The organism is Nocardioides jiangsuensis (genome assembly GCF_019679455.1).
GTDB lineage: Bacteria > Actinomycetota > Actinomycetes > Propionibacteriales > Nocardioidaceae > Nocardioides_C > Nocardioides_C jiangsuensis.
Genome location: NZ_JAIEZQ010000001.1, coordinates 1,442,142 through 1,467,763, shown reverse-complemented (window position 1 = coordinate 1,467,763; position 25,622 = coordinate 1,442,142). Strand labels below are relative to the sequence as shown.

The window sequence follows — 25,622 nt, the reverse complement described above, 5'->3', positions numbered from 1 at the left end:
GCTACTCCTTCCGGGGGTTGGTGCCGGTGGTGACGGGACTGGCGTCGGGGTCGGGGAGAGCTCCTGCCGCGAGACGCTCCCGCAGGCGCCTCTCGAGCTCGTCGACCTCGTCCCCCAGGTCGCCGCCGGCGCTGCGGTCCAGTCCGGCCAGCTCCACCACGGTACGCCCGTCCTCCTCACGCACCCGCACCCAGGCGCGGCGCGGGCGGATGAACAGCGAGCCGAGCAGGCCGGTGATGGCGAGCAGGACGCCGCCGAGGGCGATCCGCTTGCCGGGACTGTCGCTGACCTGCAGCTTCACCCACCGGTCCACGCCGTCGAAGGTGATCGACCCGGCGCCGTTCGGGAGCTGCTTGGTCTGGCCGAGGGCGATGTCGAGCCGGAAGTCGGCGCCGGTGTCCTTCTCGAACACGTCGAGCTTGTCCTTGTCGAGCTCGTAGACCGACTGCGGCTCCCCGGTGTCGAGGCCCAGGTCGCCGCGGTAGGGCAGCAGCGACAGGACCGGGTCGAGCGCGTCCGGGAACCGCGAGTACGGCCCGCGCTCCATCGAGAAGCCGTACGTCGGCAGGAACAGGCCCTCGAAGCCGAGCTGCTCGGGGAGCGCGTCGGGCACCTTGATCACGCCGAACGACGCGAACGACGAGTCCTGGGGCAGGAAGATCGACGGCCCCTGGTAGGCGACGTTGCCCTCGCCGTCCCGGACCGTCACGCGGGGCGCGTAGCCGTGCCCCACCAGGAAGACGGAGCCGCCGTCGAGGCTGAGCGGGTGGTTGACCGCGAGGTCGTACTTCTTCTCGGGTGCGCCCGGCCGCTCGGTGTAGGTCAGGTCGGCGGAGAACTCGGTGGGCATCCCCGCCTGCTCCCCCGACTCGAGGAACTTCACCCGGAAGTCGTCCACGGTGAACTCGAACGGCGAGAGGTCGTCGGGGCCGAACAGCGCGCCGGGCGCGAAGTCGTCGTACTGGCTCAGCGAGTTGGAGAACCCCTGGCCGTTCACGACGATGACGCCGCCCTTGTAGCCCCACAGGCTGCCGATCGCGAAGCCGACCAGGACGACGAGCAGGGAGACGTGGAAGAGCAGGTTCCCGGCCTCGCGCAGGTAGCCCCGCTCCGCGGCCACCGACCCCCCGCGCCCGGCGTCGCCCTCGTGCACGTCGACCCGGTAGCGCCGGCTGCGCAGCGCCTCCCGCGCGGCGGACAGCGCCGACGCCGGCGGTACGTCGACCGCGAACGACCGGGACTCGGGCAGCCGCCCGAGGTTCCGCGGCGCCTTCGGGGGCCGGGCCCGCATGCCGCGCCAGTACACCCGCGTGCGCGGCAGGATGCAGCCGACGAGCGAGATCATCAGCAGGATGTAGATCGAGCTGAACCACACCGAGTCGTAGACCGAGAACAGCCCGAGCTTCTCGTAGACCGGCGTCAGCTCGGGGTGGGAGTCCTGCCACCGGCCGACCGCGATCGCGTCGATGTCGCGCTGCGGCACGATCGACCCGGGGACCGCGGCGAGGGCGAGCAGGAACAGGAGGATCAGCGCCGTACGCATCGAGGTCAGCTGGCGCCACGCCCAGCGGCCGAGCTCCACCGGGGTCAGCGCAGGGGGCGAGGAGGGAGGTGCGGCGGGGGCGGTCATGTCACACGGCCACCGCGTAGGAGCCGATCCAGCCGCGGAGGTAGGCGACCCACAGGTCCCAGACGCCCGTGACGAGCAGGACGCCGACCGCGACCATCATGAGCCCGCCGAGCCGGGTGACCCAGACCTGGCGCCGGCGCACCCAGTGCACCGCGCCCAGCATCCGGCGGAACGCCAGCGCGGCCAGGATGAACGGGACGCCGAGCCCGAGGCAGTAGGCGAGGCTGAGCAGCGCGCCTCGGCCCGCCGTGGCCTCCTGGAAGGCGAGCACCTGCACCGCGGACAGCGTGGGGCCGATGCACGGCGTCCAGCCCAGGCCGAACAGCACGCCGAGCAGCGGCGCGGCGCCGAGACCCACCGACGGCACCTTGTGCACGCGCACGTCGCGCTGCATCCACGGGATGAAGCCGAGGAAGGCGATACCGACCAGGATCGTGAGCACGCCGAGCACGACGCTGATCTCGCGGGAGTAGACGATCAGCCAGTCCCCCAGCGCGCCCGAGGCGGTGCCGAGGGCCACGAAGACCGCGGAGAACCCGAGCACGAACAGCGAGGTGCCGAGCACCATCCGGCCGCGGCGCGCGGACTCCAGGTCGGCCCCGGACAGCCCGGTGGCGTAGGACAGGTAGCCCGGCAGCAGCGGCACCACGCACGGCGAGAAGAACGAGACCAGCCCGGCCGCGAGCGCCACGGGCACGGCGAGCAGCATCGAGCCGGAGAGCGCGGTGCTGGCGAACCAGTCACCGAGTTCCAGGGGAAGAGGCACCGCGATCAGCCCCGTTCCGCCTGGACGTCCTCGACCAGGCCGACGAGCGTGCTCCTGGTGACCTCACCGAGGACGCTGGCCGCCACCCGGCCCTGGTCGTCGATGACCACGGTGCTCGGGATGGAGTTCGGCGGGAGCGTGTCGCGGAAGGCCAGCAGGGTGCGGCCGCGCTGGTCGTAGATGCTCGGGTAGGGCACCTCGAAGCGGCGCACGAACGCCCGCGCCGCGACCTGGTCGAGGTCGCGGGAGTTGATGCCCAGGAAGGCCACGTCGTCGTCGGCGAGCTCCTTCGACGCCGCGACCAGGTCCGGCGCCTCGGAGCGGCAGGGCGCGCACCACGAGCCCCAGACGTTGACCACGACGGTCCGACCGGCGAAGTCGTCGAGCGAGATCGGCTTCCCGTCGATCGTCTCGCCGGACACCTCCCCCGGCGTCGCGCGCTCGTCGACCGGCAGCCGCGTGATGATCCCCTCGCCGGACACGAAGCCCGCGTCGCCGGAGCTGCCCACCTCGTTCGAGCAGGCGCCGAGCACCGCACTGGCGACCAGTGCGGCGAGGGCGGCTGCGGTACGACGGGAGCGAGAGGTCACGCTCAGGCTCCCGCGGCCGGGGGCTTCTCGTCCGCGGGAGCGCCGCCTGCCGAGAACGGCGCCTTGCGGTCCTTGAGCGGGAGCAGGTCGGCGGCGGGCTCGGAGTAGCGCACCGTGGTGAGCTTGTGGTCCTCGAAGGTGAGCGAGGTCAGGCTGCACAGCGTGCACTGCCGCCGGCGCGGGTCGTGCAGGAAGGACCGGTTCTCCACGTGCAGCCGGGTGATCCAGATCGGCAGCTGGTGGGAGACCACGACGGCCTCGTGCCCCTCGGCGGCGTCGCGGGCGTCGAACACCGCGGCCATCATCCGCGCGGCGATCTCCTTGTAGGGCTCACCCCACGAGGGCCTGAACGGGTTCCACAGGTGGCGCCAGGCGCGCGGCTGGCGGAGCACGCCGTCTCCCACGCCGAAGGTCTCGCCCTCGAAGACGTTGGTGGACTCGATGACGCGCGAGTCGGTGGCGAGGTCGACGCCCCGGGCGACCGCGAGCGGTGCCGCGGTCTCCTGGGCCCGCTCCAGCGGCGAGGAGACCACGTGGGTGATGTCGCGGTCGCCGACCGTGTCGGCCACGCGCTGGGCCATCTGCTTTCCGAGGTCGGAGAGGTGGTAGCCGGACCGGCGGCCGTAGAGGACGCCGGAGGGGTTGTAGACCTCACCGTGGCGCAGCAGGTGGACGACGGTCTTCATCAGGCTCCCTGGGGGGTCGGTACGGCGGCGGCCGCGCGGGCGGCGGCGGGCAGTGCGGAGATGATCTTGTCGAGCGCGCGGTCGTCGTGCGCCGCGGAGAGGAACCACGACTCGAAGGCGCTCGGCGGGAGGTAGACGCCCTGCTCGAGCATCGCGTGGAAGAACGCCCTGAACCGGTCCACGCGCTGCGTGCCGGCGACCTCGAAGTTCGGCACCGACGTCACGTCCTCCTCGACGAAGAAGACGCTGAACATGTTCCCGGTGCTCTGCACGAGGTGCGGGACGCCCGCCTCGCGCAGGGAGGCGGAGGCCGCCTCCTGGAGCAGCAGGGACGCCTTGTCGATGTGGGCGTAGACGTCGTCGGTGGCCAGGCGCAGCGTGGCGAGGCCCGCCGTGGTCGCGACCGGGTTCCCCGACAGCGTGCCTGCCTGGTAGACCGGCCCCTCGGGCGAGAGCATCGCCATCACGTCGGCCCGGCCGCCGAAGGCCGCGGCCGGGAAGCCGCCGCCCATCACCTTGCCGAGGGTGACCAGGTCGGGACGCCAGCCCTCGACGGCGCCGTCGAGGCCCCACTGGCCGGAGCGGGTGACCCGGAAGCCGGTCATCACCTCGTCGCTGACGAACAGCGCGCCGTGCGCGGCGCAGGTCTCGGCGAGGAACGCGTTGAACCCCGGCGCCGGCGGGACGACGCCCATGTTGCCGGGGGCGGCCTCGGTGATCACGCAGGCGATGTCGTCGCCGTGCTCGGCGAACGCCGCACGGACCGCCTCGACGTCGTTGTAGGGCAGGACCAGGGTGGCCGCGGTGGAGGCCGCGGGGACGCCGGGGGTGCCGGGCACCGCGAACGTTGCCAGCCCCGAGCCGGCGGAGGCGAGCAGCGAGTCGACGTGGCCGTGGTAGCAGCCGGCGAACTTCACGACCAGCTCCCGACCGGTGAAGCCGCGGGCCAGCCGGATCGCGGACATGGTGGCCTCGGTGCCCGACGACACGAAGCGGACCTTGTCCACCGGGGTGCGGGCGACGATCTCCTCGGCCAGCTCCACCTCGGGCCGGGTCGGGGTGCCGTACGACGTCCCGCGGGCCGCGGCCTCGGCGACGGCCGCGAGCACGTCGCGGTGTGCGTGCCCGAGCAGCATCGGCCCCCAGCTGCACACGAGGTCGACGTACTCGTTGCCGTCGACGTCGGTGAGGTAGGCGCCGCGGGCGCTCTCGATGAAGCGGGGCGTGCCGCCCACGGCGTTGAACGCCCGGACCGGCGAGTTCACGCCTCCCGGGGTGACCGCGTGCGCCCGCTCGAAGAGCGCTGCGGACCCAGCGGTCGACTGTGCCGTCGACCGGGCCGGCTGCGGGGCGGACGGGTGCTGGGGACTGGCGGAGTTCACCCGGCCATTCTCCCCGAGCCGGAGCGCGCAGACGAATCGAGGGGCCGCCCCGGTCCTGTGAGACTGCTCAAAGCCCGTTACACCGCGCCCCCCGCGCGGCTCCACCCGACACGCCGGGACCCCGGCGACACGTCGGCTACCGGTGCGTAACCTGCGGCCCGCCCGCTCGTTGGTGTACGTGAGGGAGATCTCGGGTATTGGGGACCCGGGCACGATCAGGGAAATGGGGAGAGAGACCGCATGTCTCACAAGGCACACAAGCGGCTGAGCAGCTGGCAGAAGGCGACGGCCCTCGTGCCGTTGGCACTGCTGTCGGGCGCCTGGACCACGAGCCTGGCCGTCACCAGCAGCGCGACCGCCGCCACCGACGGACCCAGCCGGCTCCCCGACGGCACCACCGTGCCCACCGAGGCGCTCGAGGCCCCCGCCAGCGTCAGCCAGCCCGGGTCGATCGCCCCCGGCGTCCCCGAGGGCGGCGGGGCGAGCATCATCGCGAGCTCCTCCACCAACGGCATCCCCTCCGCCGCCCTGGCCGCCTACCAGCGCGCGGAGCAGGTCATCAACGCCGCCGACCCCGGCTGCAACCTGTCCTGGCAGCTCGTCGCCGCGATCGGCCGGGTCGAGTCCGACCACGGCCGGTACGGCGGCAACACGCTGACCGACGAGGGCAAGAGCACCCCCGGCATCTACGGCATCCCGCTCGACGGCAGCAACGGCACCGCCGAGATCCGCGACAGCGACGCCGGCCGGTTCGACGACGACCAGGTCTACGACCGTGCGGTCGGCCCGATGCAGTTCATCCCCGGCACCTGGGCCGTGGTGGGCGTCGACGGCGACGGCGACGGCACGCGCGACCCCCAGGACATCGACGACGCGGCGCTCGCGACCGCGGTCTACCTGTGCTCCGGCGACGAGGACCTCGCGACGTACGGCGGACAGAAGGCGGCGGTGTACCGCTACAACCACAGCTCCGAGTACGTCGACCTGGTCATCTCGATCATGAACGCCTACCTCGACGGCGACTTCAGCTCCGTCCCGAACGGCATCGCCGCCCCCACGGTCTTCTCGCCGAGCACCCCGAGCGCCGTCGGCGCTCCGGCCGGCACGCGCGGCGGCAAGACGGGCGGCAAGGGCACGGCCGGCGGCGGCAGCACGTCCGGTTCCTCCGGCGGGTCCGGGGGCGGCACCGTCGGCGACAACGGCGGTGACGGGGGCGGCAGCACCCCGGACGGCGGCACCGACGAGGTGGCGCCCGACCCGGTCCCCGAAGAGCCGACCAAGGACCCGGTGGAGTCCACGAAGGACGCGGTGGAGGACACCGTCAAGGACACCACCGGCACGGTGGAGGACACGACCGACAAGGTCACGAAGCCGACCGACGAGGCCACCGGCGGCACGCTGAGCTACGCCGAGGCGGAGGCCCAGTGCATCGCCGAGGGCGTGCTCGCGCTGAACCTCGACGCCTGCATCGCCGACAAGCTGGGCTGACCCCCTGCGTCACGGCGCCGGGGTGGTCCGTCAGCCGCGGAGCAGGCGCGCGGCCTCGCTCGCCCAGTAGGTGAGCACGATGTCCGCGCCCGCCCGGCGGATCGAGGTCAGCGACTCCAGGATCGTGGCCTCGCGGTCGATCCAGCCGTTCGCCGCGGCCGCCTCGACCATGGCGTACTCGCCGGACACGTTGTAGGCGGCGACCGGCACGTCCACGGCCTCGCGGACCGCGCGCAGCACGTCGAGGTAGCCGAGCGCCGGCTTCACCATGACCATGTCCGCGCCCTCGTCCACGTCGAGCAGCGCCTCGCGCACGCCCTCGTCGGCGTTGGCGGGGTCCTGCTGGTACGTGCGGCGGTCGCCCTTGAGCGAGCTGTCCACCGCCTCGCGGAAGGGGCCGTAGTAGGCCGAGGCGTACTTCGCGGAGTAGGCGAGGATCGCCACGTCCTGGTGGCCCGCGGCGTCGAGCGCCTGCCGGATCACCGCGACCTGGCCGTCCATCATCCCGCTGGGGCCGACCACGTCGACGCCCGCGGCGGCCTGGGCCACCGCCATCTCGGCGTAGACGGCCAGCGTCGCGTCGTTGTCGACCGCACCCTCGGGCGTGAGCACGCCACAGTGGCCGTGGTCGGTGAACTCGTCGAGGCACAGGTCGCTCATCACCGGCAGCGCGTCGCCGACCTCGCCGACGACGTCGCGGATGGCGACGTTGAGCACGCCATCGGGGTCGAGCCCGCAGCTGCCCGTGGCGTCCTTGGTCTCGGGGACGCCGAACAGCATGATCCCGCCCAGCCCGAGCTCGGCGGCCTCGTTCGCGGCCCGGCGCAGCGAGTCACGGCTGTGCTGGACCACGCCCGGCATGCTGCCGATCGGGATGGGCTCGCTCACGCCCTCGCGGGCGAACACCGGCAGCACCAGCCGGCGCGGCTCGAGGCTCGTCTCCGCGACCAGGCGCCGCAGGGCCGGCGTCCGGCGCAGACGGCGCGGACGCACCTCGGGGAAGGGCATCAGGTGGCCTTGCGGCGCGCCGAGGGACGACGGTCGGACGGCTTGGTCACCGGCTGCCCGGCCTCGAGCAGGGCCGCGCGACGGGAGGCGCCGAAGTCCGCGAGCGCGTCGACGAGGTCCTCCACCGACGGCGACGGCGCGAGGACGTCGACCCGCAGGCCGTGCTCCTCGGCGGTCTTCGCCGTCGCGGGGCCGATCACCGCGATGATCGTCGAGGCGTGCGGCTTGCCGGCGATGCCGACCAGGTTCCGCACGGTCGAGGACGAGGTGAACACGACCGCGTCGAACTTGCCGGACTTGATCGCCTCGCGGGTCGGGGCCGGCGGGGGCGTCGCGCGCACCGTCCGGTAGGCGGTGACGTCGTCGACCTCCCAGCCCAGCTCGAGGAGACCCGCGACGAGGGTCTCGGTGGCGATGTCGGCGCGGGGCAGGAAGACCCGGTTGATCGGGTCGAGCACCTCGTCGTACGGCGGCCAGTCCTCGAGGAGGCCGCGGGCGGACTGCTCGCCGCCGGGCACCAGGTCGGCGCGCAGGCCCCAGGCCGCGATCGCGGCGGCGGTCTTCTCGCCGACCGCGGCGATCTTGAGGCCGGAGAACGCACGGGCGTCGAGGCCGTACTCGTCGAACTTCTCGCGCACCGCCTTCACCGCGTTGACCGAGGTGAACGCGATCCACTCGTAGCGACCCTCGACCAGGCCGCGGATCGCCTTGTCCATCTGCTGCGGGTTCCGGGGCGGCTCGACGGAGATGGTCGGCACCTCCTCGGGCACCGAGCCGTAGCCGCGCAGCCGCGAGGAGAGCGAGCCGGCCTGCTCCTTGGTGCGCGGCACCAGCACGCGCCAGCCGAAGAGCGGCTTGGTCTCGAACCAGGACAGTGCGCCGCGCAGGTCCACCACGTCGCCGACCACGGTGATCGCGGGCGGGCTCATCTTCGCGGCGCGCGCGTCGGCGGCGATCCGGTCCAGCGTGGAGACCACGGTGGACTGCTCGGTGGTGGTGCCGACGCGGGTCATCGACACCGGGGTGTCCGCGGAGCGGCCGGCGTCGACGAGCGCCTTGGCGATGTCGGCGATGGAGTTGACCGCGGACAGCAGCACCAGGGTGCGGTTGTCGGCGTACTGCGACCAGTCGACCTTCGCGTCGGAGCAGGTCACCACCGCCATCTCGCGGTTGTTCTTGGTGGTCAGCGGGATGCCGGCGTACGCCGGGACCGCGGTGACCGACGAGACGCCGGGCACGATCTCGAAGGCGATGCCCGCCTTCACGCAGGCCTGGGCCTCCTCGGGGCCGGAGGCGTAGACGAACGGGTCGCCGGCCATCAGCCGGACCACGCGGCGGCCGGACTTGGCCTGCTTGACCACGACCTTCGCGCGGGCGGCGTGGGTCAGCGGCTGGCCGTCCTGGCCGAAGCCGCCGTCGACGAACTCGGGTCCGCCGGCCGGCTCCTCGCCCACCGGGTTGCCGTCCTCGTCGACGACCACCCGCGGCGCCGGGACGCCGAGCAGGGTGCGGACGAGCTCGATGTGCGAGGGCACCTCGGTCACGACGACCTCGGCCTCGCGCAGCAGCTCGACGGCACGCACGGTCAGCAGCTCGGGGTCCCCGGGCCCGCTGCCGACGAACGACACGTAGCCGACGGGCGCCGACGGCTTGGGCGCGGCCTTCTCCACGGTGGGAGCGGTCGCCGCACCCGCCGCCGACGCGGCAGCTGTCTTCTTCGGCGCCGGCGAGGTGGTGCTCGTCTCGACGCTCTGGGTGGCTGCGGTCTTGGTAGCGGTCTTGCTCACAGTCGCCTTCTTGCTGGTCTGGTTCGGCCGTGCGGTCATGACACGCGCTCACTGATGAGTGTGTCTGCGCCTTCTTCGAGCATCTCTGCTGCGAGGCGCTGGCCCACTCCGACAGCGTCGTCGGGTGTGCCGGTGGCAGAGCGTCGTACGGCGACGGCGCCGTCGTACGACAGGGCGACCGCGCGGACCCACAGCTCGTCGCCGTGGTCGCCCTCGGCGATCTCGGCGAGCGCCCCGACCGGCGCGGAGCAGCCGGCCTCGAGCACGTTGAGCACGGTCCGCTCAGCCGTGACGGCTGCGCGGGTGCGGTCGTCGTCGAGCGCGAGGCGCACCTGGTCGGCCAGGAACTCCTCGTCACTGCGACATTCCACTGCCAGTGCACCCTGCCCGGGTGCGGGAAGCATCTGCAACGGGTCGAGGACCTCGGTGGCCTCGTCGACCCGGCCGATCCTGGCGAGCCCGGCCCGGGCGAGCACGACGGCGTCGAGCTCCCCGGAGGTCACCTTGCGGATCCTGGTGTCCACGTTGCCGCGGATGTCGACCACGTCGAGCCCGAGGCCGAGCGCCGCGAGCTGCGCGGCCCGGCGCGGCGAGCCGGTGCCGACGGTCGAGCCGGCCGGCAGCTCGCCGAGGGTGAGCCCGTCCCGTGCCACCACCACGTCGCGGGGGTCCTCCCGCGGCGGTACGGCGGCGAGCGTGACGCCCTCCTGCGGGTAGGTCGGCAGGTCCTTCAGCGAGTGCACCGCGAGGTCGACGTCGCCGCGGAGCAGCGCGTCACGCAGGGCGCTGACGAACACCCCGGCGCCGCCCATCGACGCGAGCGGGGCGGCGGAGATGTCGCCCTCGGTGGTCACCTCGACCAGCACGACCTCGCGGCCGAGCGCCTCACGCAGCAGCGCCGCGACCTGCTCGCTCTGGGTGCGGGCGAGCAGCGAGGCGCGGGTGCCCACGCGCAGCGGGACCTCCGCGGTCTGCGACGGCGTGGTGGGGGTGGCGGTCGTCTCGGTCATCACACTCCCTCCGCCCGGGTCACGGCGTCCACGGCCTCGGGGTCGAGCGCGAACAGCTCGGCGAGCGCTGCGGCGTACGAGACCGCACCGGTCTCGTGGGCGAGCTCCTTCACGCGGACCGTCGGCTGGTGCAGCAGCTTGTCGGCGACGCGGCGGATCGCGAGCTCGACCTCGGCGCGGACGTCGGGGTCCAGCTCGGGCAGCCGGCTCACGAGCCGGTCCAGCTCGGCGTCGACGACCCCGGTCGCCATGGTGCGCAGCGCGACGACGGTCGGGGTGACGCTCGCGGACCGGCGGGCGGAGAGGAACGCCTGGATCTCCTCGGACACGATGTCGCGCACGGAGGTGACGTCGTTCGCGGTGTCGCTGTCGTGGACCTCCGCAGCGAGCCGGGCCAGGCCGATCAGCGAGATGCCGGGCAGCTCCGCCACGGCCGGGTCCACGTCGTGCGGGAGTGCCAGGTCGATCACCGCGAGCGGGTCGGTGGCGTGCACCCGGGCGGCGGCGATCTGTGCCAGCGGGAGCACCACGCCGGCGGCGCCGGTGCAGGAGATGAGGACGTCGGCGGCGGCGATCGCCTCGTCGATGTCGGCGAGCGGCACCACCCGGCCGCCGTACTGCTCGGCGAGCCGCGAGGCGTTGGAGTCGGTGCGGTTGGCGACCACGACGTCCCCGGCGCCGAACCGGCTGACCGTGGACACGGCGAGGCTCGCCATGGCACCGGCGCCGATCACGACCACGTGCTTGCCGGCCAGCGGCCCGACGTGCTCGGTGGCGCGCTCGAGGGCGACGCTGACCAGCGACGGCGCGGCGCGGTCGATGTCGGTCTCGGCGTGGGCGCGCTTGCCGACCCGCAGGGCCTGCTGGAACAGCAGGTTGAGCGAGGGGCCGATGGTGCCGTGCTCCTGCCCCACGCGCAGCGCGTCGCGGGTCTGGCCGAGGATCTGGCCCTCGCCGACGACCATCGACTCGAGGCCGGCCGCGACCCCGAAGAGGTGGGAGACGGCGCCGTCGTCGTAGTGGACGTACAGGTGCGGGACGACGTCCTCGGGCTTCTCGCCGGCGCGCTCGCAGAGCAGCCGGGAGACGGTCTCGACGCTGCCGTGGAACCGGTCGACGTCGGCGTAGACCTCGATCCGGTTGCAGGTCGCGAGCGCGGTCGCCTCGAGCACGTGGTCGGAGTCGATGACCTCGCGCACGAGCTTGGCGACGCCGTCGGCGTCGAGCGCGAGACGTTCGAGCACCGAGACCGGCGCGGTCTTGTGGGAGACACCCACGACGAGGACGCTCATGCGGACTCCACGACCGCTGCGGCGATCTCCGGCTCCGTCAGCGCGTCGGCGTCGTACGCCGCGGACTTGCGCTGCTCGTGGTAGGCGAGGATCTGCAGCTCGATGGAGAGGTCCACCTTGCGCACGTCGACTCCCTCGGGCACCGAGAGGACGCTCGGTGCGAAGTTGAGGATGCTGGTCACACCGCAGGCCACGAGGCGGTCGCAGACGTCCTGCGCGGCATGGGCGGGGGTGGCGATGACCCCGATCGCCACGTCGTGCTCGCGGACGATCGTCTCGAGGTCGGCGAAGTCGCGGATGAAGCGGTCGCCGAGCGGCTCGCCGTGCCGGGCGGGGTCGCTGTCGAGCAGGGCGACGATGCGGAAGCCGCGCGAGCTGAACCCGGAGTAGTTGGCGAGGGCGTGGCCGAGGTTTCCGATGCCGACGATGACGACCGGCCAGTCCTGGGTCACGCCGATCTCGCGGGCGATCTGGTAGCGCAGGTACTCCACGTCGTACCCGACGCCGCGGGTCCCGTAGGAGCCGAGGTAGGACAGGTCCTTGCGGAGCTTGGCGCTGTTCACGCCGGCGGCGGCCGCGAGCTCCTCGCTGGAGCAGGTCGCGATCTCGCGGTCGGACAGCGTGATCAGGGCCCGCAGGTAGACGGGGAGCCGGGCCACCGTCGCCTCGGGGATACCCCGCTCCGGCGCCTTGGCAGAGGCCGTCCGGGAGACACCCTCGGTGGTGGGGGCCCCTCCGCGGCTGCTGCGTCCTGAGGTCACGATTCTCCTGAACGCTGCCAGGGCACGGGACACCCGTCTCTCGGGACCCTGCGGTCAACCGGCAGCAACGTCACTGTAGGAGTTTGTGAACGTGGGAACAAACTGAGCGGTAGCTCCCGCTAGCACACGTGACTTGTCTCACCCGATTCGGGGTACCCGAAGCCGCCTCACCGCCCGGTCAGGGCCGCCCGCAGCCGCGCCGGGTCGACCCGCCAGAAGTCGTGCTGCCGGCCGTCGACGAAGGTCACCGGGATCTCCTCGCCGTAGCTGCGCATCAGCTCCTCCGAGGTGGTGATGTCGATCTCGTCGTACGTCTCGCCGAGCTCCTCGCAGACTGCCTCGACGACGGCCCGGGCGTCGTCGCACAGGTGGCAGCCGGGCTTGGAGTACAGCACCACGCGCGGCGGGGTCTCGCCCAGCTCGGTCGGCCCGCTCATTCGAGCAGCCCCAGCGCCCGGCGGCGTTCGGTGGCGCGCAGCCGTCCCTTGGCCACCTTCCCGGTCACCGTGTGCGGGAGGTCGTCGACGACCTTCACCGCGCCGGGCTGCTTGAACCGGGCCAGTCGTGCGGCACAGTGCTCGCGCACCCGGTCGGCGAGCTGGTCCGGGGACAGCATCGTCCCGCGGACGGGCTTCACGTAGGCGACGACCGCCTCGCCGGTGTGCGGGTCGTCGACCCCGATCACCGCGACCTCGGCCACCCCCTCGACCTCGGCGACCACGTCCTCCACCTCGCTCGGGTAGACGTTGAAGCCGGACACGATGACCAGCTCCTTGAGCCGGTCCACGAGGAACAGGTCGCCGTCCCCGTCGAGGAAGCCGACGTCGCCGGTGGGCCACCAGCCGTCCGCGTCCGGGCCGTCGGCCCCGTCTGGCCAGTACCCGCTGAACAGGTTCGCGCCGCGGACCAGGATCTCCCCGGGGTCCTCCCCGTCGGGGGCGTGGCCGTGGTCGTCGACGAGACGGATCTCGATCCCCGGCAGCGCCGACCCGACCGATCCCGGCTTGACCGTGCCGCTGCACAGGGTGGAGGTGACCACCGGGGAGGCCTCGGTCAGCCCGTAGCCCTGGTGGACCGGCACCCCGGTCCGCCGCACGAACGCGTCGACCAGCTCGGGCGACAGCGGCGCCGACCCCGACAGCGCCACCCGGACCCCGTCGAGCCGCCGGCGCAGGTCGTCCACGCCCATCCAGTACGCCAGCACGGGCGGCGCCACCGGTACGACGGTCACCGCCTCGTCCTCGACCACGTCGAGGGAGCCCTCGACGTCGAAGGAGGCGACCAGGACCAGGCGCGCACGCTGCCGCAGGACCTGCCCGAGCACGGCGTTGAGCCCGTAGACGTGGAACAGCGGGAGCACGCCGAGGACGGAGTCGTCGGGCCGCACCATCGGCGGCTCGACGGCCGAGGCCTGCTCCACGTTGGCGAGCAGGGCCCGGTGGCTGAGCATCGCGGCGCGGGGCCGGCCGGAGGTCCCGCTGGTGTAGAGCAGCACCGCGAGCGACTCGGGGTCGGTGGCCGCGGCCACGGCGGCGGGCGGCTCCCCACGGGCGACGAGGTCGGCGTAGGCGGTCTCCCCCGGGACCGGCAGGGCGCCGCAGACCACGATGCGCGGCACCGGGGTGCGGCTGCGCAGCTCCTCCTCCGCCCCCTCCAGCGCGTCCTGGAGCCCGGCGACGGCGGCCCGCACGGAGGTGATGGTGGTGGCGTCGCCGACCACGACCCGGGCGCCGCAGTCCGCGACCATCCGGACCAGCTCGCCGGTGGCGGCGCGGGGGTTCACCGGCACGGCGACCAGCCGCGCACGCAGCGCCCCGAGGTAGGTGGTGACGAACTCGAGCCGGTTGCCCACCACGATGACGACGCGATACCCGGCGACCAGGCCCATCGCGGCGAGCCCTCCGGCCACCCGGTCGACCTCGGCGTCGAGCTCCGCCCAGGTGGTACGGCGCCCGGTCCCGGCCTCCACGAGGGCGACCCGGTCGGGGCTCTCGCGCGCGGCGCGCACCACAAGGTCGGCGAGATTCCCGGCGTCACTCACATGCGCGAGTCTCCCATACGCACTTCGAGGGCGGCTCGACACTAGGCTGCTCGTGTGAATGCCGCCCACCCCAGCAGACGGCCGGGGCCACGCCATCCCCGAGCCGCCGACCTGCGCACCCGGTCCGTCCTCGCCGGCGAGGCCGCCGCGTCCTCGGCGGAGGTGGAGTCGGCGCTGGCGACACCGCCGGACCCGACCAGCGCTGCCTTCTTCGACGTGGACAACACGGTCATGCAGGGCGCGTCGATCTTCCACCTGGCCAAGGGCCTGCACCGGCGGCACTTCTTCACCACCCGGGAGATCCTGGGCGCCGCGTGGAAGCAGGCCTACTTCCGGATCGTCGGAGTCGAGGACCCCGAGCACGTCGCCGAGGCGCGGTCGTCGGCGCTCAACTTCATCAAGGGCCACACCGTCGCCGAGCTGGAGTCGCTCGGCGAGGAGATCTTCGACGAGGCGATGGCGCACCGGATCTGGCCGGGCACGCGGGCGCTCGCGCAGATGCACCTCGACCAGGGCCAGCGGGTGTGGCTGGTCACCGCGGCGCCGATCGAGATCGCCACGATCATCGCCCGCCGGCTCGGGCTGACCGGGGCGCTGGGCACGGTCTCCGAGCACGTCGACGGCGTCTACACGGGCCGGCTGGTCGGGGACCTGCTGCACGGTCCCGCGAAGGGCGAGGCGGTCCGCGCGATCGCCGAGCGCGAGGGACTCGACCTCGAACGCTGCTCGGCCTACTCCGACTCCTTCAACGACCTGCCGATGCTGAGCCTGGTGGGCGACCCCTGCGTCATCAACCCCGACTCCCGGCTGCGGGACCACGCCCGGGCCAACGGCTGGCGGATCCGCGACTACCGCACCGGGCGCAAGGCCGCCCGCGCCGGCCTGCTCGCGGCGGGTGCCGCGGGGGCGGCCAGCGGCAGCGTCGCGGCGGCGCTGGCCATCAGGCGTAAAGTGCACTGAACAGTGGCAAACTGTGTGAGGGGGAACACACAGAGTTGGTGCAACTGGAAGTTACTCACCGGTTCACAACTCCGTCCAACCCCCCTAGCCTGGGGATGAGGGACCCGGCCGTGGGAGCCGGGGAGGGAGACACTCCATGTTCACGCGCAACGCTGAGTTCGCGCACGGCTTCACCGCCCTGCGCCTCGCGCTGCTGCACGCCCTCGAGCCGGCGACCGCCGGGGCCCCCGCCACCGGCTGGCTGCTCTCCGAGGCGGTCGACTACCAGACGCCGGGCGCCGGGCCGCGAGGCTCCGACGACTCCGGGCAGGCCTGCTCCTCGGAGGCCGACGAGGCCGAGGCCACCCGGATCATCGCGCTCGTCGAGCTCGCCCGCGGCGGCGACTCCGAGGCGTTCGGGCTGCTCTACGACCACTACCAGACCTCGGTCTACCGCTTCCTGTACTACCGGGTCGGCTCGGTGACCCTGGCCGAGGACCTGACGTCGGAGACCTTCTTCCGCGCCCTGCGCAGCATGAGCTCGTTCAAGTGGCAGGGCAAGGACTTCGGCGCCTGGCTGATGACCATCGCCCGGAACCTGATCGCGGACCACTTCAAGGCCGGCCGGACCCGGCTCGAGCTCGCCACCGAGGACATGAGCGCGCACGACTCGGTGACCGAGGGCCCGGAGAACGCCGTCCTCGCCTCGCTCACCAACGAGTCGCTGCTCGCGGCGCTCGGCGAGCTGCCCGCCGAGCAGCAGGAGTGCCTGATCATGCGCTTCCTCCAGGGCCTCTCCATCGCGGAGACCGCGAAGGTCCTCGGGCGCAGCGACGGCGCGGTCAAGCAGCTCCAGCTCCGCGGCGTCCGCAACCTGGCCAAGCTGCTTCCGGAGGGCATCCGATGACGCGTGCGACGACGTCACCGACCTCCGGGCCCGCCCGCTCCGGGGGCCGGCCGCCGTGCGCTCCACCCCACGCCGTAACCTCCGTGCGCGCTAGGTCGTTGAGAGTCCTGACGGACCACGACCGACGGACAGGACACCCGCGATGACCCCCCTCTTCCCCGCGCGACGAAGCGCGGAGGAGTTCGCCACCGCAGTCGACGGCGACGCGAGCGGCCCCACCGGCCGCAGCCGCGAGGTCGTCGACCTGCTCGGCGTGGTCTCCGTCCTGCGAACCCAGGCCCCGGTGGCGCCCCGCGAGGAGTTCACCCGCGACCTGCGCGACCGGCTCATGGCCGAGGCCGAGTCGCTGCTCACCCCCGCCAACGCGGCGCTGACCCTGCCCACCCGTACCCGCGGCACCCGCGAGCGCCGGATCGCCGTGGCCGCTTCGGTCGCAGTGCTGGTCGGCGGTACGGCGACGATGGCCACGGCCGCGCAGAGCGCCCTCCCCGGCGACACCCTCTACCCGGTCAAGCGCGGCATCGAGCTCGCCGACGCCGGGCTCAGCCTGAGCCCGGGCGGCAAGGGCCGGGACCTGCTGGACCAGGCCAACGACCGCCTCACCGAGGTCGAGGGACTGCTGGCCTCCGACTCGTTCCAGAGCGAGCCGCGCGTTCCCGGCACCCTCGCCGAGTTCCGCGGCGCTGCCGACGAGGGCTCGACTCTGCTCTTCGAGTCCTTCCGCGAGACGCGCGACCCCGACGACATCGTCGCCGTGCGCACGTTCGCCGCCGACGGCATCGAGAAGCTCGGCGCCCTCGCCGGCTCCGTTCCGCCGGAGGCCGAGGAAGAGGTCACCGCGGCGGCCCTGGCCCTGCGCGACATCGACGCCGAGGCGAGCGAGCTCTGCGCCACCTGTGGAGACGACCTTCCCGACCTCCAGCTGCCCGGCATCCTGCTCGCCCGCGCCGAGGTCGACCGCGCTCTCCAGCGCGCGTCGTCGGCCGCGCTCGACAACGACCACCCGGTGGTGGTCCCCAAAGGGGCTGTGACCGGCAGCCGCGGTGGCAGCGCCGACGGCTCGGGCTCGCAGCAGGGTGCAGGGACGGGCGACGCACCCGGGTCCTCCACCGGCGGGACTGCCCCCGCGCCCGACGTGCTGCCCTCCCCGGATAGCGACGGGCTCACCGGCCTGCTGCCCGACCCCGGGGACGTGCTCCCCCAGGACACCACCACCGCGAACGAGCCCGGCGTGACCGGCGGCGGCACGGCGGACGGCTCCGGGGGGACGACCGGGGACCTCGGTGACACCGTGGGCGAGGTCGAGGAGGAGCTCGAGGACGCGGTGGAGACGATCCTCCCCGACACCGACCCGACGCTTCTGCCGTGACGGGCGGCTCGCCCCGGCGGCGAGCACAGCAGACCGGTCGCGCGTACTCCTAGAAGAAGACCGACCTGCGCTGCATCAGCAGGGAGTACAGCGTCTGCTGGATGGTCTCCCGGACCTGATCGGTCACGTTGAACACCAGCATCGGGTCGTCGGCCGCGCCTTCGTCGTAGGAGTCGGTGCGGATCGGCTCCCCGAACTCGATCAGCCACTTCGAGGGCAGCGGGACCAGGCCCAGCGGGCCGAGCAGCGGGAAGAACGGCGTGATCGGGATGTAGGGAACGCCGAGCAGCCGCGCCAGCGACGGGATGTTGCCCACGAGCGGGTAGATCTCCTCGGCACCGACCACCGAGCAGGGCACGATCGGGACGCCGGTGCGCAGGGCGGCCGAGACGAACCCGCCCCGCCCGAAGCGCTGCAGCTTGTAGCGCTCGGAGTACGGCTTGCCGATGCCCTTGAACCCCTCGGGCCAGACGCCGACCAGCTCGCCGCCGCTGAGCATGCGCTCCGCGTCGTCGTTGCAGGCCAGCGTCGCCCCGCCCTTGCGGGCGATCTCCCCGACCAGCGGGAGTCGGAACACGAGGTCGGCGCCGAGCGGGCGCAGGTGTCGCCCGGTGTGGTCGTGGATGCTCACCGCGGTCATCAGCCCGTCGACCGGGAGGGTGCCCGAGTGGTTCGAGACGACCAGGGCGCCGCCCTCGACCGGGATGTTCTCGGCGCCGCGCACCTCGACCCGGAACCACTTCTGGGCGATCGGCCGGACCGCGGCCAGGAAGAAACGCTGGGTGACCTCGCGGTCGAAGCCGTACTCGTCCACGGCGTAGTCGCCCGTGACGCGGCGGCGCAGGAAGGCGAGGAACTGGGCGAGGCGCGGCTCCCAGGCCTCCCCGAACACCTCCTTCGACGCATGGGTGAAGGCGTTGAGCCAGTCGGAGACGGGGATGCCGGCACCGGGCGCGCGGTCACGGGTGCTCGTGCCCGACGTCGCGCCTGCGGTGCCGGGGTCCGGCTCGACTGCCGAGGCCTCCTGGAGGCCGTCGTACGTCGGCTCCGGCGCCTCCTTGACCGGCTGCTCGACGCGCTCGTCCGCCGGTCCGACGGCCGCCTCACCAGGGGTCTCGGCGGGCTCGTCGACAGGTCGCGGCGGCGCGGTCCGCTTCTTCGGGGTGGGCCGGGCATCGCCCGGCCTCTTGGCGGCGCCGCCGGCGAGGCTCCGTGCCGCGGCCGACGGCTTGTTGCTTCCGGTGCCGCGTCCCGGGCGCCCACGGGTGCCCAGCGGGATGATCTCGGCGTCAGCCACGGGCACTCCCCAGAGCGTGGGCGACCGCACCCTCGACCGTCGCGACCCGCTCGGGCGAGACGAGGCCGGGGCCGAGCTCGCGGCACAGGTCCTCGAAGGCGGCCTCGGTCGTGTAGGCGGGGACGAAGCCGAGCACGTCGCGCATTCGCCGCGTGTCGACACCGCGGCCGAAGGTCAGGTAGCTCTGCTGGTCCGGCGGGAAGTCGGCCACGCGCGAGCGGCGCAGCATCTGGCCGACGCTGTTGAAGGCGAAGCCGGGCAACGAGACCGAGGGCTTCCCGAGCCGGCGGACGGCCTGCGAGAGCATCAGCACGCCCTCGCCGGCCACGTTGAAGGTGCCGTGCACGCCGCTGGTCGTGGCGTGGCGCAGCGCGTCGAGCAGGTCGCTCTCGTGCAGGAACTGCAGCCGCGCGTCGAAGCCGAGCACGGTAGGGAGCACCGGCAGCCGGAAGTACTGCACCATCGGCGAGCCGGCCGTCGGCCCGATCAGCGTCGCGGGCCGCAGCATCGTCACGGACACCTCGGGGCGCCGGCGGGCGAACCCGCGGACGTACCCCTCGACCTCGATCGCGTCCTTGGCGAAGCCCGACCGGGGCATCCGCTTCGGTCCCATGTCCTCGCGGAACATGGCGGGATCGCGGCTCGAGGAGCCGTAGACCTCCGCCGACGACTTCACGACGAGGTGGCGGAGGCCCGGCGCCTTCTGGCAGGCCGCGAGGAGCTGCATCGTCCCGATGACGTTGAGCTCCTTCATCGAGGAGCGCCCCCCGGCGCTGCCCGGCGAGGCGAGCACGCTCAGGTGGACGACGGTGTCGACCTCCTCCCCCGCGATCACCTTCGTGATCACCGGGTTGCGGATGTCGGCCCGGATGAACCGGACGTCCCCCATGTCCCCCCGTGGGGGCACGACGTCGACCCCGATCACGCGGTCGACGCCGGGGTCGGCGGAGACGAGGCGCGCGAAGCGGCTACCGAGGCCTCGCGAGACCCCGGTCACGAGCACGACGCGCCCCACCTTGCTGACCCCCTGGCCTCAGGCCTACTTGCCCTGGCGGCGACGCTGGATGCGCGTCTTCTTGAGCAGCTTGCGGTGCTTCTTCTTCGCCATACGCTTGCGGCGCTTCTTGATGACAGAACCCACGGTGGACCTTTCGAGCCTCGAGTCGATCGCCGCCGCACAGGCGCGACGGCGATCCAGAAGCCCCCAGCCTATCCGCCAGTCCCGAGCAGGATGAAACCGGTCACCCCGGCTCCGCACTGCCGCGTGTCCCGAATCGCTGCAAAGTCCCCCGGAAGTGGACTTCCCGGGCAAGCCATGGTGAAGATGGACCAAGTAGTCGAGACCTACTCAGAGTGTCCTCTTGACATCTTTCTTCACAACAGTTCGCAGAAGACCCACCTTTCACCCATACTGTGAAAGCAGCGACAAGTCGCACCGTCGCCGCACTCGTTTCAAGGTTTATGTCGCACCTCACACTGGGTAACTCTTCCGTCAGCAGCACATAACGCGCTTTTCGTGGCCCACGCCGCATCCCGCACATCGCGGGCGGCCGCGGGCCACGCCCATGAGGCCTTGGGAGGGGCCTTAGAGATGGACACACGAACCCTGGGCGTTCAGCGCCCGCGCGGCCCGCTCGCCGCCGCCCGCTTGCTCGTCGCCGGCCTCGCCGTCACCCTCGTCACCACCGGGACGGGGCTGTCCACGGCCGCACCGGCCGGGGCGGCACAGACCGAGACCTCGGCGCTCTCGATGACGCCGTCCACCTACGAGACCAAGGTGCAGCGCCTGGTCAACAAGCGGCGCGCCAGCCACGGCCTGGGCCGGCTCCGCCTCGCCAGCTGCACCGACGACGTCGCCGAGGACTGGAGCAGGTACCTCGCGAGGACCGACGAGTTCTACCACCAGTCGATGCTGGACGTGCTGAACCGCTGCGCCGCGGTCTATGCCGGCGAGACGCTGGGCCGCGGAGCGATCACGCCGCGCACCCTGGTCCGGATGTGGATGCGCTCCGACGGCCACCGCGCGGTGCTGCTGAGCAGCAAGTCCCGGCGGATCGGGGTCGGTGCGACGCCGGACTCCTCGGGCCGCTGGGTGGTCGCCGCGAACTTCATGCGCTTCTGACCCCGGCGCCGAGCAGCAGACCCGGACACACGAGAAAGGTGGCGGCCCCCGCGGGGGCCGCCACCTTTTCGTCGTTCACGTCTTCTGGGTCCGAGCGGTCAGCCCGTCTGGTAGAAGCTCTTGCGCAGGTACTCGTTCACGGTGTCCTCGGGGACCCGGAAGGAGCGACCGACGCGCACGGCGGGGAGCTCTCCGGAGTGGACCAGACGGTAGACCGTCATCTTGGACACGCGCATCACCGTGGCGACCTCCGCCACGGTGAGGAACTTCACCTCGGAGATGTCCCCGGGGTTGTTTGAGGCCATGATGCACCGCTCTTTCACAGCACACGACGCCCTCCGGCTTCCCCGCCGGAGACCTTACGTATGTGCTCACGTGAGAATAGAGCCTAGAGTGACCCGTGGGGAAGGGGTGACTTTTCGGACAACCTTTACATATCGCCGGCGTGTCGAGTGGAACACGCCGCCGGATCCCCACTCAGGGCAGATAGTCCAGGCCGTTCGGCGGGAAGGCCGCCTCGCGAGTCGCGTGGATCGCCCGGTCCAGCCAGGTGGAGGGGTCGTAGCCCTCGGCCCAGTCGCGGTACGCCGGCGTACGCCCGTCGGTCAGCCGGAACGGCGCCGTACGCCCGAGCAGCGTCCGCACGTGCTCGCGCCAGTCGTCGGGCGTCTCCGTGTGCGGGTCCAGCGGTGAGCCGCCCACGATCGCCAGCAGGTGCGTCCAGGCTCGCGGCACCACGTCGACCACGGAGTAGCCCCCGCCGCCGGTGACCACCCACCGGCCGTCGCAGACCTCGTGCGCGAGGTCGTGCAGCGCCAGGTACGCCGCCCGCTGACCGTCGACCGTCAGGCTCAGGTGCGCCAGGGGGTCGTCGATGTGGGAGTCGCAGCCGTGCTGGGTGACCAGCACGTCGGGCTTGAACTCCCGCACCAGCGGCGGCACGACGGCGTGGAAGGCGCGGAGCCATCCTGCGTCGGCCGTCCCGGGTGGCAACGCCACGTTGACGGCGCTGCCCTGCGCATCGGGGCCGCCGGTGTCGGCGGGGAAGCCGGTGCCGGGGAAGAGCATCTGCCCGGTCTCGTGCAGGCTCACCGTGAGCACACGCGGGTCGTCGTAGAAGACCTTCTCGACCCCGTCGCCGTGGTGCACGTCGACGTCCACGTAGACCACCCGCTCGGCCCCGTTGTCGAGCAGCCAGCGGATCGCGACGGCGACGTCGTTGTAGATGCAGAAGCCGCTCGCCCTGTCCGGCATGGCGTGGTGCAGCCCGCCGGTGATGTTGGCGGCGTGCAGGTGCTCGCCGCTCCAGACCCGTCGCGCGGCCTCCACCGAGGCGCCGACGATGTGCGAGGCGGCGGTATGCATGCCCTCGAAGGCCGGGTTGTCGTCGGTGCCCAGCCCGTGCACCTCGTCGACCTGGTAGGGGTCGAGGCTCATCGCCTTCACGGCCTCGATCAGCTCGGCGGTGTGGACCGTGGCCACCTGCTCGTCCGTCGCCATCGGGGCGTTCACCACGTCCAGCGTGGAGCGGGGGCCGCCGACGACGCCGAGGCTCTCGGCCAGGCGCATGGTGAGGTCGACCCGGAGCGGGGACATGGGGTGGCTGGGGCCGAAGTCGTAGTCGGTGAGCGTCTTGTCGAACACGACGCACGCGCGGCCTGCCATGTCGTCACGCTACTACCTGCCTCCGGGCCGCGGGCCGGCAGCCATCGATCACGACGCAGTGTCGTCTCGATGACAACGGATCCGGTTGCCAGGCCCGACTCCCTGCGTAGTATCGACATGTGACAGCACGCATCAACCACTGGATCGGTGGCGTCTCGACGCCCGGCTCGTCGACCCGCACCGCGCCCGTGCACAACCCGGCCACCGGCGAGTGCACCGCCGAGGTCCTGCTCGCCGACCAGGCGGACGTGGACGCCGCGGTCGCCGACGCGAAGCGGGCCGCCGCGGAGTGGCGGCACGCCTCCCTGTCCGAGCGCTCCTCGGTCCTGTTCGCCTTCCGCGAGCTGCTCCACCGGCACGCCGACGAGCTCGCCGCGGTGGTCACCGCCGAGCACGGCAAGGTGCTCGCGGACGCGGCGGGCGAGGTGGCCCGGGGACTGGAGAACGTGGAGTTCGCGACCGGTGTCCCGCAGCTCCTCAAGGGCGGCTTCTCCGAGCAGGCGAGCGTCGGGGTCGACGTGTACTCGATCCGCCAGCCGCTCGGCGTGGTCGCCGGGATCACCCCGTTCAACTTCCCCGTGATGGTGCCGCTGTGGATGTGCGCCAACGCGATCGCGTGCGGCAACGCCTTCGTGCTCAAGCCGAGCGAGAAGGACCCGTCCGCCTCCCTGTTCCTCGCCGACCTGTGGCAGCACGCCGGGCTGCCCGACGGGGTCTTCACCGTGCTCCAGGGTGACAAGGTCGCGGTCGACGGCCTGCTGGCCCACCCCGACGTGGCCGCGGTCAGCTTCGTGGGCTCCACGCCGATCGCCCGCTCCATCTACGAGACCGGCACCGCCCACGGCAAGCGGGTCCAGGCGCTCGGCGGCGCGAAGAACCACATGGTGGTACTCCCCGACGCTGACGTCGACCTGGCCGCGGACGCGGCCGTCTCCGCGGCGTACGGCGCCGCCGGCGAGCGCTGCATGGCGATCTCGGTGACCGTGGCGGTCGGGGACGTCGGCGACCGGCTCGTCGACGCGATCGCCGCCCGGCTGCCCAAGCTCCGGGTGGGCGACGGCGCTTCCCCCGACACCGACATGGGTCCGCTGATCACCGCCGAGCACCGCGACCGGGTCGCCGGGTACGTCGCCGCCGGCGCGGAGTCCGGCGCCACCGTCGTGGTCGACGGTCGCGAGGCCGACGTTCCCCGGACGGGGTTCTTCCTCGGCACGACGCTGCTCGATCGCGTCACTCCCGACATGAGCGTCTACACCGACGAGATCTTCGGGCCCGTGCTGTGCGTGGTCCGCGCCGAGACGTACGACGAGGCGCTCGCGGTCGTCAACGGCAACCCCTACGCCAACGGCACCGCGATCTTCACCCGCGACGGCGGTGCGGCCCGGCGGTTCCAGTTCGACGTGGAGGTCGGCATGGTCGGCATCAACGTGCCGATCCCGGTGCCGGTGGCCTACTACTCGTTCGGCGGCTGGAAGGCCTCCCTGTTCGGGGACACCCACATGTACGGCCCCGAGGGGGTCAGCTTCTACACGCGCGGCAAGGTGGTCACCTCCCGCTGGCCGGACCCGGCCACGTCGCAGGTCGACCTGGGTTTCCCCCGGACCCGCTGACCCGCCTGCTGTCACCCGGCGCCGCACGGCCCGGGGCGGTACCCTGCTGCACATGCGCTCGCAGCTCGTGACCTCGTGGTGGCCCGCCGACTAGGCGGACCACCCTTCGACGCTTCGCGAGAGCACGTCGACAACGGCCGCCCGAGGGCGGCCGTCGTCGTTTCCGCTGCGGCTCCTTCGGGCTCATCCCCCGAGAGGACCCACGCATGACCACCACCCCGACCCTCCGGAGCACGCCCCTGCCCGGTCCGGGCACCACGCCGTACGGCGACCGGCGGCTGAGCCTGCTCAAGCCGACCGGCCACCTGACCCTCGGCAACTACCTCGGCGCCCTGCGGCCGATGGCGGCCGAGCAGGAGGACGCCACCTGCTTCTTCGGGATCGCCGACCTGCACGCCCTGACCGTGCCGCACGACCCGGCGACCCTGCGCGCGCTCACCGGCGAGACGGCGACGCTCCTGCTCGCCGCCGGGCTCGACCCGGAGCGGGCCACGCTGTTCGTGCAGAGCCGCGTCCCGGCGCACGCCGAGCTGGCCTACCTGCTCGAGTGCACCGGCTACACCGGCGAGCTGAACCGGATGATCCAGTTCAAGGAGAAGGGCCGGGGCCGCCCGCGGACCCGCGTGTCGCTGTACACCTACCCGGTGCTGATGGCCGCGGACATCCTGCTCTACCGAGCGTCCCGGGTCCCGGTCGGCGACGACCAGCGCCAGCACGTCGAGCTCACCCGCGACCTCGCGCTGCGCTTCAACCGCACCTACGGCGAGGTGTTCACCGTCCCCGAGGTCACCACGCCGCCGGCCGGCGCGCGGGTCATGGACCTCCAGGACCCGACGTCGAAGATGGGCAAGTCCCAGGAGTCCGGCGCCGGGCTGGTCCACCTGCTCGACGACGAGCGGACCGTCCGTCGCAAGATCGCCCGCGCGGTCACCGACTCCGACACCGGCCCGGGCGCCGTACGCCACGACCGCGAGGCGAAGCCGGGGGTGTCGAACCTGCTCGAGGTCGTCGCGGCCTGCGAGGGCGTGGGCGTCGACGCGGCCGCGGCGGGCTGCACGTCGTACGGCGACCTCAAACAGCGTGCGACCGAGGCGGTGCTCGGCGTGCTGCTGCCGCTGCAGGAGCGGTACGCCGAGCTCGCGGCCTCGCCCGACGTGGTGGCGCGGGTCTACGCGGAGGGCGCGGAGCGGTGCCGTGCGGAGACCGCCCCGGTGCTCGCGGCGGCCCGGGAGGCGATCGGCCTCACCTGAACCGCCGAAGCGACGGGTCGCC

Annotated in this window: 24 protein-coding genes; 7 read left to right on the top strand and 17 right to left on the bottom strand. The window is 72.6% G+C overall.

The features are described from left to right. Nucleotide 1: 1 nt before the first annotated feature. From resB to hemL, 5 genes are all read right to left on the bottom strand, one after another. Nucleotides 2–1,630 (bottom strand): cytochrome c biogenesis protein ResB, encoded by a 1,629-nt coding sequence (gene resB / locus K1X13_RS06945; RefSeq protein ID WP_221024216.1) that lies wholly within the window; start codon nucleotides 1,628–1,630, stop codon nucleotides 2–4. Between the two features lies 1 nt (nucleotide 1,631). Then, entirely contained in the window at nucleotides 1,632–2,339 is a 708-nt protein-coding gene (locus tag K1X13_RS06940) for a cytochrome c biogenesis CcdA family protein (protein ID WP_221024630.1), read from the bottom strand. 62 nt (nucleotides 2,340–2,401) lie between these two features. Next, nucleotides 2,402–2,986 (bottom strand): TlpA disulfide reductase family protein, encoded by a 585-nt coding sequence (locus tag K1X13_RS06935; RefSeq protein WP_221024215.1) that lies wholly within the window; start codon nucleotides 2,984–2,986, stop codon nucleotides 2,402–2,404. 2 nt (nucleotides 2,987–2,988) lie between these two features. Next, entirely contained in the window at nucleotides 2,989–3,672 is a 684-nt protein-coding gene (locus tag K1X13_RS06930; protein WP_221024214.1) for a histidine phosphatase family protein, read from the bottom strand. Next, nucleotides 3,672–4,937 carry a glutamate-1-semialdehyde 2,1-aminomutase gene (gene hemL, locus K1X13_RS06925; protein WP_372450684.1) on the bottom strand — a complete coding sequence of 422 codons (1,266 nt, stop codon included), beginning with the start codon at nucleotides 4,935–4,937 and terminating at the stop codon, nucleotides 3,672–3,674. The genes K1X13_RS06930 and hemL overlap by 1 nt, the downstream gene beginning before the upstream one ends. Nucleotides 4,938–5,294: 357 nt before the next feature. Here hemL and K1X13_RS19620 point away from each other — a divergent pair, with 357 nt between their 5' ends. Next, on the top strand, nucleotides 5,295–6,542 hold the full coding sequence (locus tag K1X13_RS19620; protein ID WP_221024212.1) for a lytic transglycosylase domain-containing protein: 1,248 nt from the start codon (nucleotides 5,295–5,297) through the stop codon (nucleotides 6,540–6,542). Between the two features lie 30 nt (nucleotides 6,543–6,572). Here the strand turns inward: K1X13_RS19620 and hemB are convergent, their stop codons facing one another. The 7 genes from hemB to K1X13_RS06885 all read right to left on the bottom strand — a co-directional run bounded on the left by hemB (nucleotide 6,573) and on the right by K1X13_RS06885 (nucleotide 14,441). Next, nucleotides 6,573–7,550 carry a porphobilinogen synthase gene (hemB, locus tag K1X13_RS06915; protein WP_221024211.1) on the bottom strand — a complete coding sequence of 326 codons (978 nt, stop codon included), beginning with the start codon at nucleotides 7,548–7,550 and terminating at the stop codon, nucleotides 6,573–6,575. Continuing rightward, nucleotides 7,550–9,376 (bottom strand): bifunctional uroporphyrinogen-III C-methyltransferase/uroporphyrinogen-III synthase, encoded by a 1,827-nt coding sequence (locus K1X13_RS06910; protein WP_372450673.1) that lies wholly within the window; start codon nucleotides 9,374–9,376, stop codon nucleotides 7,550–7,552. The genes hemB and K1X13_RS06910 overlap by 1 nt, the downstream gene beginning before the upstream one ends. After that, complete coding sequence (gene hemC / locus K1X13_RS06905) at nucleotides 9,373–10,347, bottom strand: hydroxymethylbilane synthase (protein ID WP_221024210.1); 975 nt, start codon at nucleotides 10,345–10,347, stop codon at nucleotides 9,373–9,375. The genes K1X13_RS06910 and hemC overlap by 4 nt, the downstream gene beginning before the upstream one ends. After that, a complete protein-coding gene (locus K1X13_RS06900; RefSeq protein WP_221024209.1) occupies nucleotides 10,347–11,639 on the bottom strand; it encodes a glutamyl-tRNA reductase in 1,293 nt (430 codons plus the stop codon). The genes hemC and K1X13_RS06900 overlap by 1 nt, the downstream gene beginning before the upstream one ends. Continuing rightward, the gene (locus K1X13_RS06895; protein ID WP_221024208.1) at nucleotides 11,636–12,400 is read right to left on the bottom strand and encodes a redox-sensing transcriptional repressor Rex; all 765 of its coding nucleotides are present in this window, start codon (nucleotides 12,398–12,400) and stop codon (nucleotides 11,636–11,638) included. The genes K1X13_RS06900 and K1X13_RS06895 overlap by 4 nt, the downstream gene beginning before the upstream one ends. Nucleotides 12,401–12,567: 167 nt before the next feature. Next, nucleotides 12,568–12,837, bottom strand: a complete 270-nt coding sequence (locus K1X13_RS06890) for a glutaredoxin family protein (protein WP_221024207.1) — start codon at nucleotides 12,835–12,837, stop codon at nucleotides 12,568–12,570. Next, the gene (locus K1X13_RS06885) at nucleotides 12,834–14,441 is read right to left on the bottom strand and encodes an AMP-binding protein (protein WP_308249434.1); all 1,608 of its coding nucleotides are present in this window, start codon (nucleotides 14,439–14,441) and stop codon (nucleotides 12,834–12,836) included. The genes K1X13_RS06890 and K1X13_RS06885 overlap by 4 nt, the downstream gene beginning before the upstream one ends. A 54-nt stretch (nucleotides 14,442–14,495) precedes the next feature. On the opposite strand from K1X13_RS06885, the gene K1X13_RS06880 reads away from it, so the two are divergent. The 3 genes from K1X13_RS06880 to K1X13_RS06870 all read left to right on the top strand — a co-directional run bounded on the left by K1X13_RS06880 (nucleotide 14,496) and on the right by K1X13_RS06870 (nucleotide 17,656). Then, nucleotides 14,496–15,401: an HAD family hydrolase gene (locus K1X13_RS06880; RefSeq protein WP_221024205.1), complete on the top strand. Its 906-nt coding sequence runs from the start codon at nucleotides 14,496–14,498 to the stop codon at nucleotides 15,399–15,401. Nucleotides 15,402–15,537: 136 nt separating this feature from the next. After that, complete coding sequence (locus tag K1X13_RS06875) at nucleotides 15,538–16,287, top strand: sigma-70 family RNA polymerase sigma factor (RefSeq protein ID WP_221024204.1); 750 nt, start codon at nucleotides 15,538–15,540, stop codon at nucleotides 16,285–16,287. Between the two features lie 142 nt (nucleotides 16,288–16,429). After that, nucleotides 16,430–17,656 carry a DUF5667 domain-containing protein gene (locus K1X13_RS06870; RefSeq protein ID WP_221024203.1) on the top strand — a complete coding sequence of 409 codons (1,227 nt, stop codon included), beginning with the start codon at nucleotides 16,430–16,432 and terminating at the stop codon, nucleotides 17,654–17,656. A gap of 49 nt (nucleotides 17,657–17,705) precedes the next feature. On the opposite strand, the gene K1X13_RS06865 is transcribed toward K1X13_RS06870, so the two are convergent. Genes K1X13_RS06865 through K1X13_RS06855 form a run of 3 tightly spaced genes read right to left on the bottom strand, consistent with a single transcriptional unit; the run spans nucleotide 17,706 to nucleotide 20,094 of the window. Then, nucleotides 17,706–18,953, bottom strand: a complete 1,248-nt coding sequence (locus K1X13_RS06865; protein WP_221024202.1) for a lysophospholipid acyltransferase family protein — start codon at nucleotides 18,951–18,953, stop codon at nucleotides 17,706–17,708. Continuing rightward, the gene (locus tag K1X13_RS06860) at nucleotides 18,946–19,968 is read right to left on the bottom strand and encodes an NAD-dependent epimerase/dehydratase family protein (protein WP_221024201.1); all 1,023 of its coding nucleotides are present in this window, start codon (nucleotides 19,966–19,968) and stop codon (nucleotides 18,946–18,948) included. Before K1X13_RS06860 ends, K1X13_RS06865 begins: the two co-directional genes overlap by 8 nt. Nucleotides 19,969–19,992: 24 nt before the next feature. Then, nucleotides 19,993–20,094 (bottom strand): 30S ribosomal protein bS22, encoded by a 102-nt coding sequence (locus K1X13_RS06855; RefSeq protein ID WP_013161846.1) that lies wholly within the window; start codon nucleotides 20,092–20,094, stop codon nucleotides 19,993–19,995. A 450-nt stretch (nucleotides 20,095–20,544) separates the two neighbouring features. On the opposite strand from K1X13_RS06855, the gene K1X13_RS06850 reads away from it, so the two are divergent. Further along, nucleotides 20,545–21,075 (top strand): CAP domain-containing protein, encoded by a 531-nt coding sequence (locus tag K1X13_RS06850; protein WP_221024200.1) that lies wholly within the window; start codon nucleotides 20,545–20,547, stop codon nucleotides 21,073–21,075. A gap of 98 nt (nucleotides 21,076–21,173) precedes the next feature. Here the strand turns inward: K1X13_RS06850 and K1X13_RS06845 are convergent, their stop codons facing one another. Together K1X13_RS06845 and K1X13_RS06840 are read right to left on the bottom strand one after the other, a co-directional pair. After that, on the bottom strand, nucleotides 21,174–21,380 hold the full coding sequence (locus K1X13_RS06845) for a helix-turn-helix domain-containing protein (protein WP_221024199.1): 207 nt from the start codon (nucleotides 21,378–21,380) through the stop codon (nucleotides 21,174–21,176). A gap of 172 nt (nucleotides 21,381–21,552) precedes the next feature. Then, on the bottom strand, nucleotides 21,553–22,740 hold the full coding sequence (locus K1X13_RS06840) for an acetoin utilization protein AcuC (protein ID WP_221024198.1): 1,188 nt from the start codon (nucleotides 22,738–22,740) through the stop codon (nucleotides 21,553–21,555). Between the two features lie 119 nt (nucleotides 22,741–22,859). Between K1X13_RS06840 and K1X13_RS06835 the strand changes: the two genes are divergently transcribed. After that, nucleotides 22,860–24,350: a CoA-acylating methylmalonate-semialdehyde dehydrogenase gene (locus tag K1X13_RS06835; protein WP_221024197.1), complete on the top strand. Its 1,491-nt coding sequence runs from the start codon at nucleotides 22,860–22,862 to the stop codon at nucleotides 24,348–24,350. 206 nt (nucleotides 24,351–24,556) lie between these two features. Then, entirely contained in the window at nucleotides 24,557–25,600 is a 1,044-nt protein-coding gene (gene trpS, locus K1X13_RS06830; RefSeq protein WP_221024196.1) for a tryptophan--tRNA ligase, read from the top strand. The last annotated feature ends 22 nt before the right edge of the window (nucleotides 25,601–25,622 follow it).

What these genes read in the sequence shown, in the direction of transcription:
- K1X13_RS06850 (WP_221024200.1), top strand. Translation starts at nt 20,545, where the DNA reads ATGGACACACGAACCCTGGGCGTTCAGCGCCCGCGCGGCCCGCTCGCC.
- K1X13_RS06930 (WP_221024214.1), bottom strand. Translation starts at nt 3,672, where the DNA reads ATGAAGACCGTCGTCCACCTGCTGCGCCACGGTGAGGTCTACAACCCC.
- K1X13_RS06840 (WP_221024198.1), bottom strand. Translation starts at nt 22,740, where the DNA reads ATGGCAGGCCGCGCGTGCGTCGTGTTCGACAAGACGCTCACCGACTAC.
- trpS (WP_221024196.1), top strand. Translation starts at nt 24,557, where the DNA reads ATGACCACCACCCCGACCCTCCGGAGCACGCCCCTGCCCGGTCCGGGC.
- K1X13_RS06890 (WP_221024207.1), bottom strand. Translation starts at nt 12,837, where the DNA reads ATGAGCGGGCCGACCGAGCTGGGCGAGACCCCGCCGCGCGTGGTGCTG.
- K1X13_RS06870 (WP_221024203.1), top strand. Translation starts at nt 16,430, where the DNA reads ATGACCCCCCTCTTCCCCGCGCGACGAAGCGCGGAGGAGTTCGCCACC.
- resB (WP_221024216.1), bottom strand. Translation starts at nt 1,630, where the DNA reads ATGACCGCCCCCGCCGCACCTCCCTCCTCGCCCCCTGCGCTGACCCCG.
- K1X13_RS06845 (WP_221024199.1), bottom strand. Translation starts at nt 21,380, where the DNA reads ATGGCCTCAAACAACCCCGGGGACATCTCCGAGGTGAAGTTCCTCACC.
- hemC (WP_221024210.1), bottom strand. Translation starts at nt 10,347, where the DNA reads ATGACCGAGACGACCGCCACCCCCACCACGCCGTCGCAGACCGCGGAG.
- K1X13_RS06940 (WP_221024630.1), bottom strand. Translation starts at nt 2,339, where the DNA reads ATGCTGCTCGCCGTGCCCGTGGCGCTCGCGGCCGGGCTGGTCTCGTTC.
- hemB (WP_221024211.1), bottom strand. Translation starts at nt 7,550, where the DNA reads ATGCCCTTCCCCGAGGTGCGTCCGCGCCGTCTGCGCCGGACGCCGGCC.
- K1X13_RS06875 (WP_221024204.1), top strand. Translation starts at nt 15,538, where the DNA reads ATGTTCACGCGCAACGCTGAGTTCGCGCACGGCTTCACCGCCCTGCGC.
- K1X13_RS06900 (WP_221024209.1), bottom strand. Translation starts at nt 11,639, where the DNA reads ATGAGCGTCCTCGTCGTGGGTGTCTCCCACAAGACCGCGCCGGTCTCG.
- K1X13_RS06910 (WP_372450673.1), bottom strand. Translation starts at nt 9,376, where the DNA reads ATGACCGCACGGCCGAACCAGACCAGCAAGAAGGCGACTGTGAGCAAG.
- K1X13_RS19620 (WP_221024212.1), top strand. Translation starts at nt 5,295, where the DNA reads ATGTCTCACAAGGCACACAAGCGGCTGAGCAGCTGGCAGAAGGCGACG.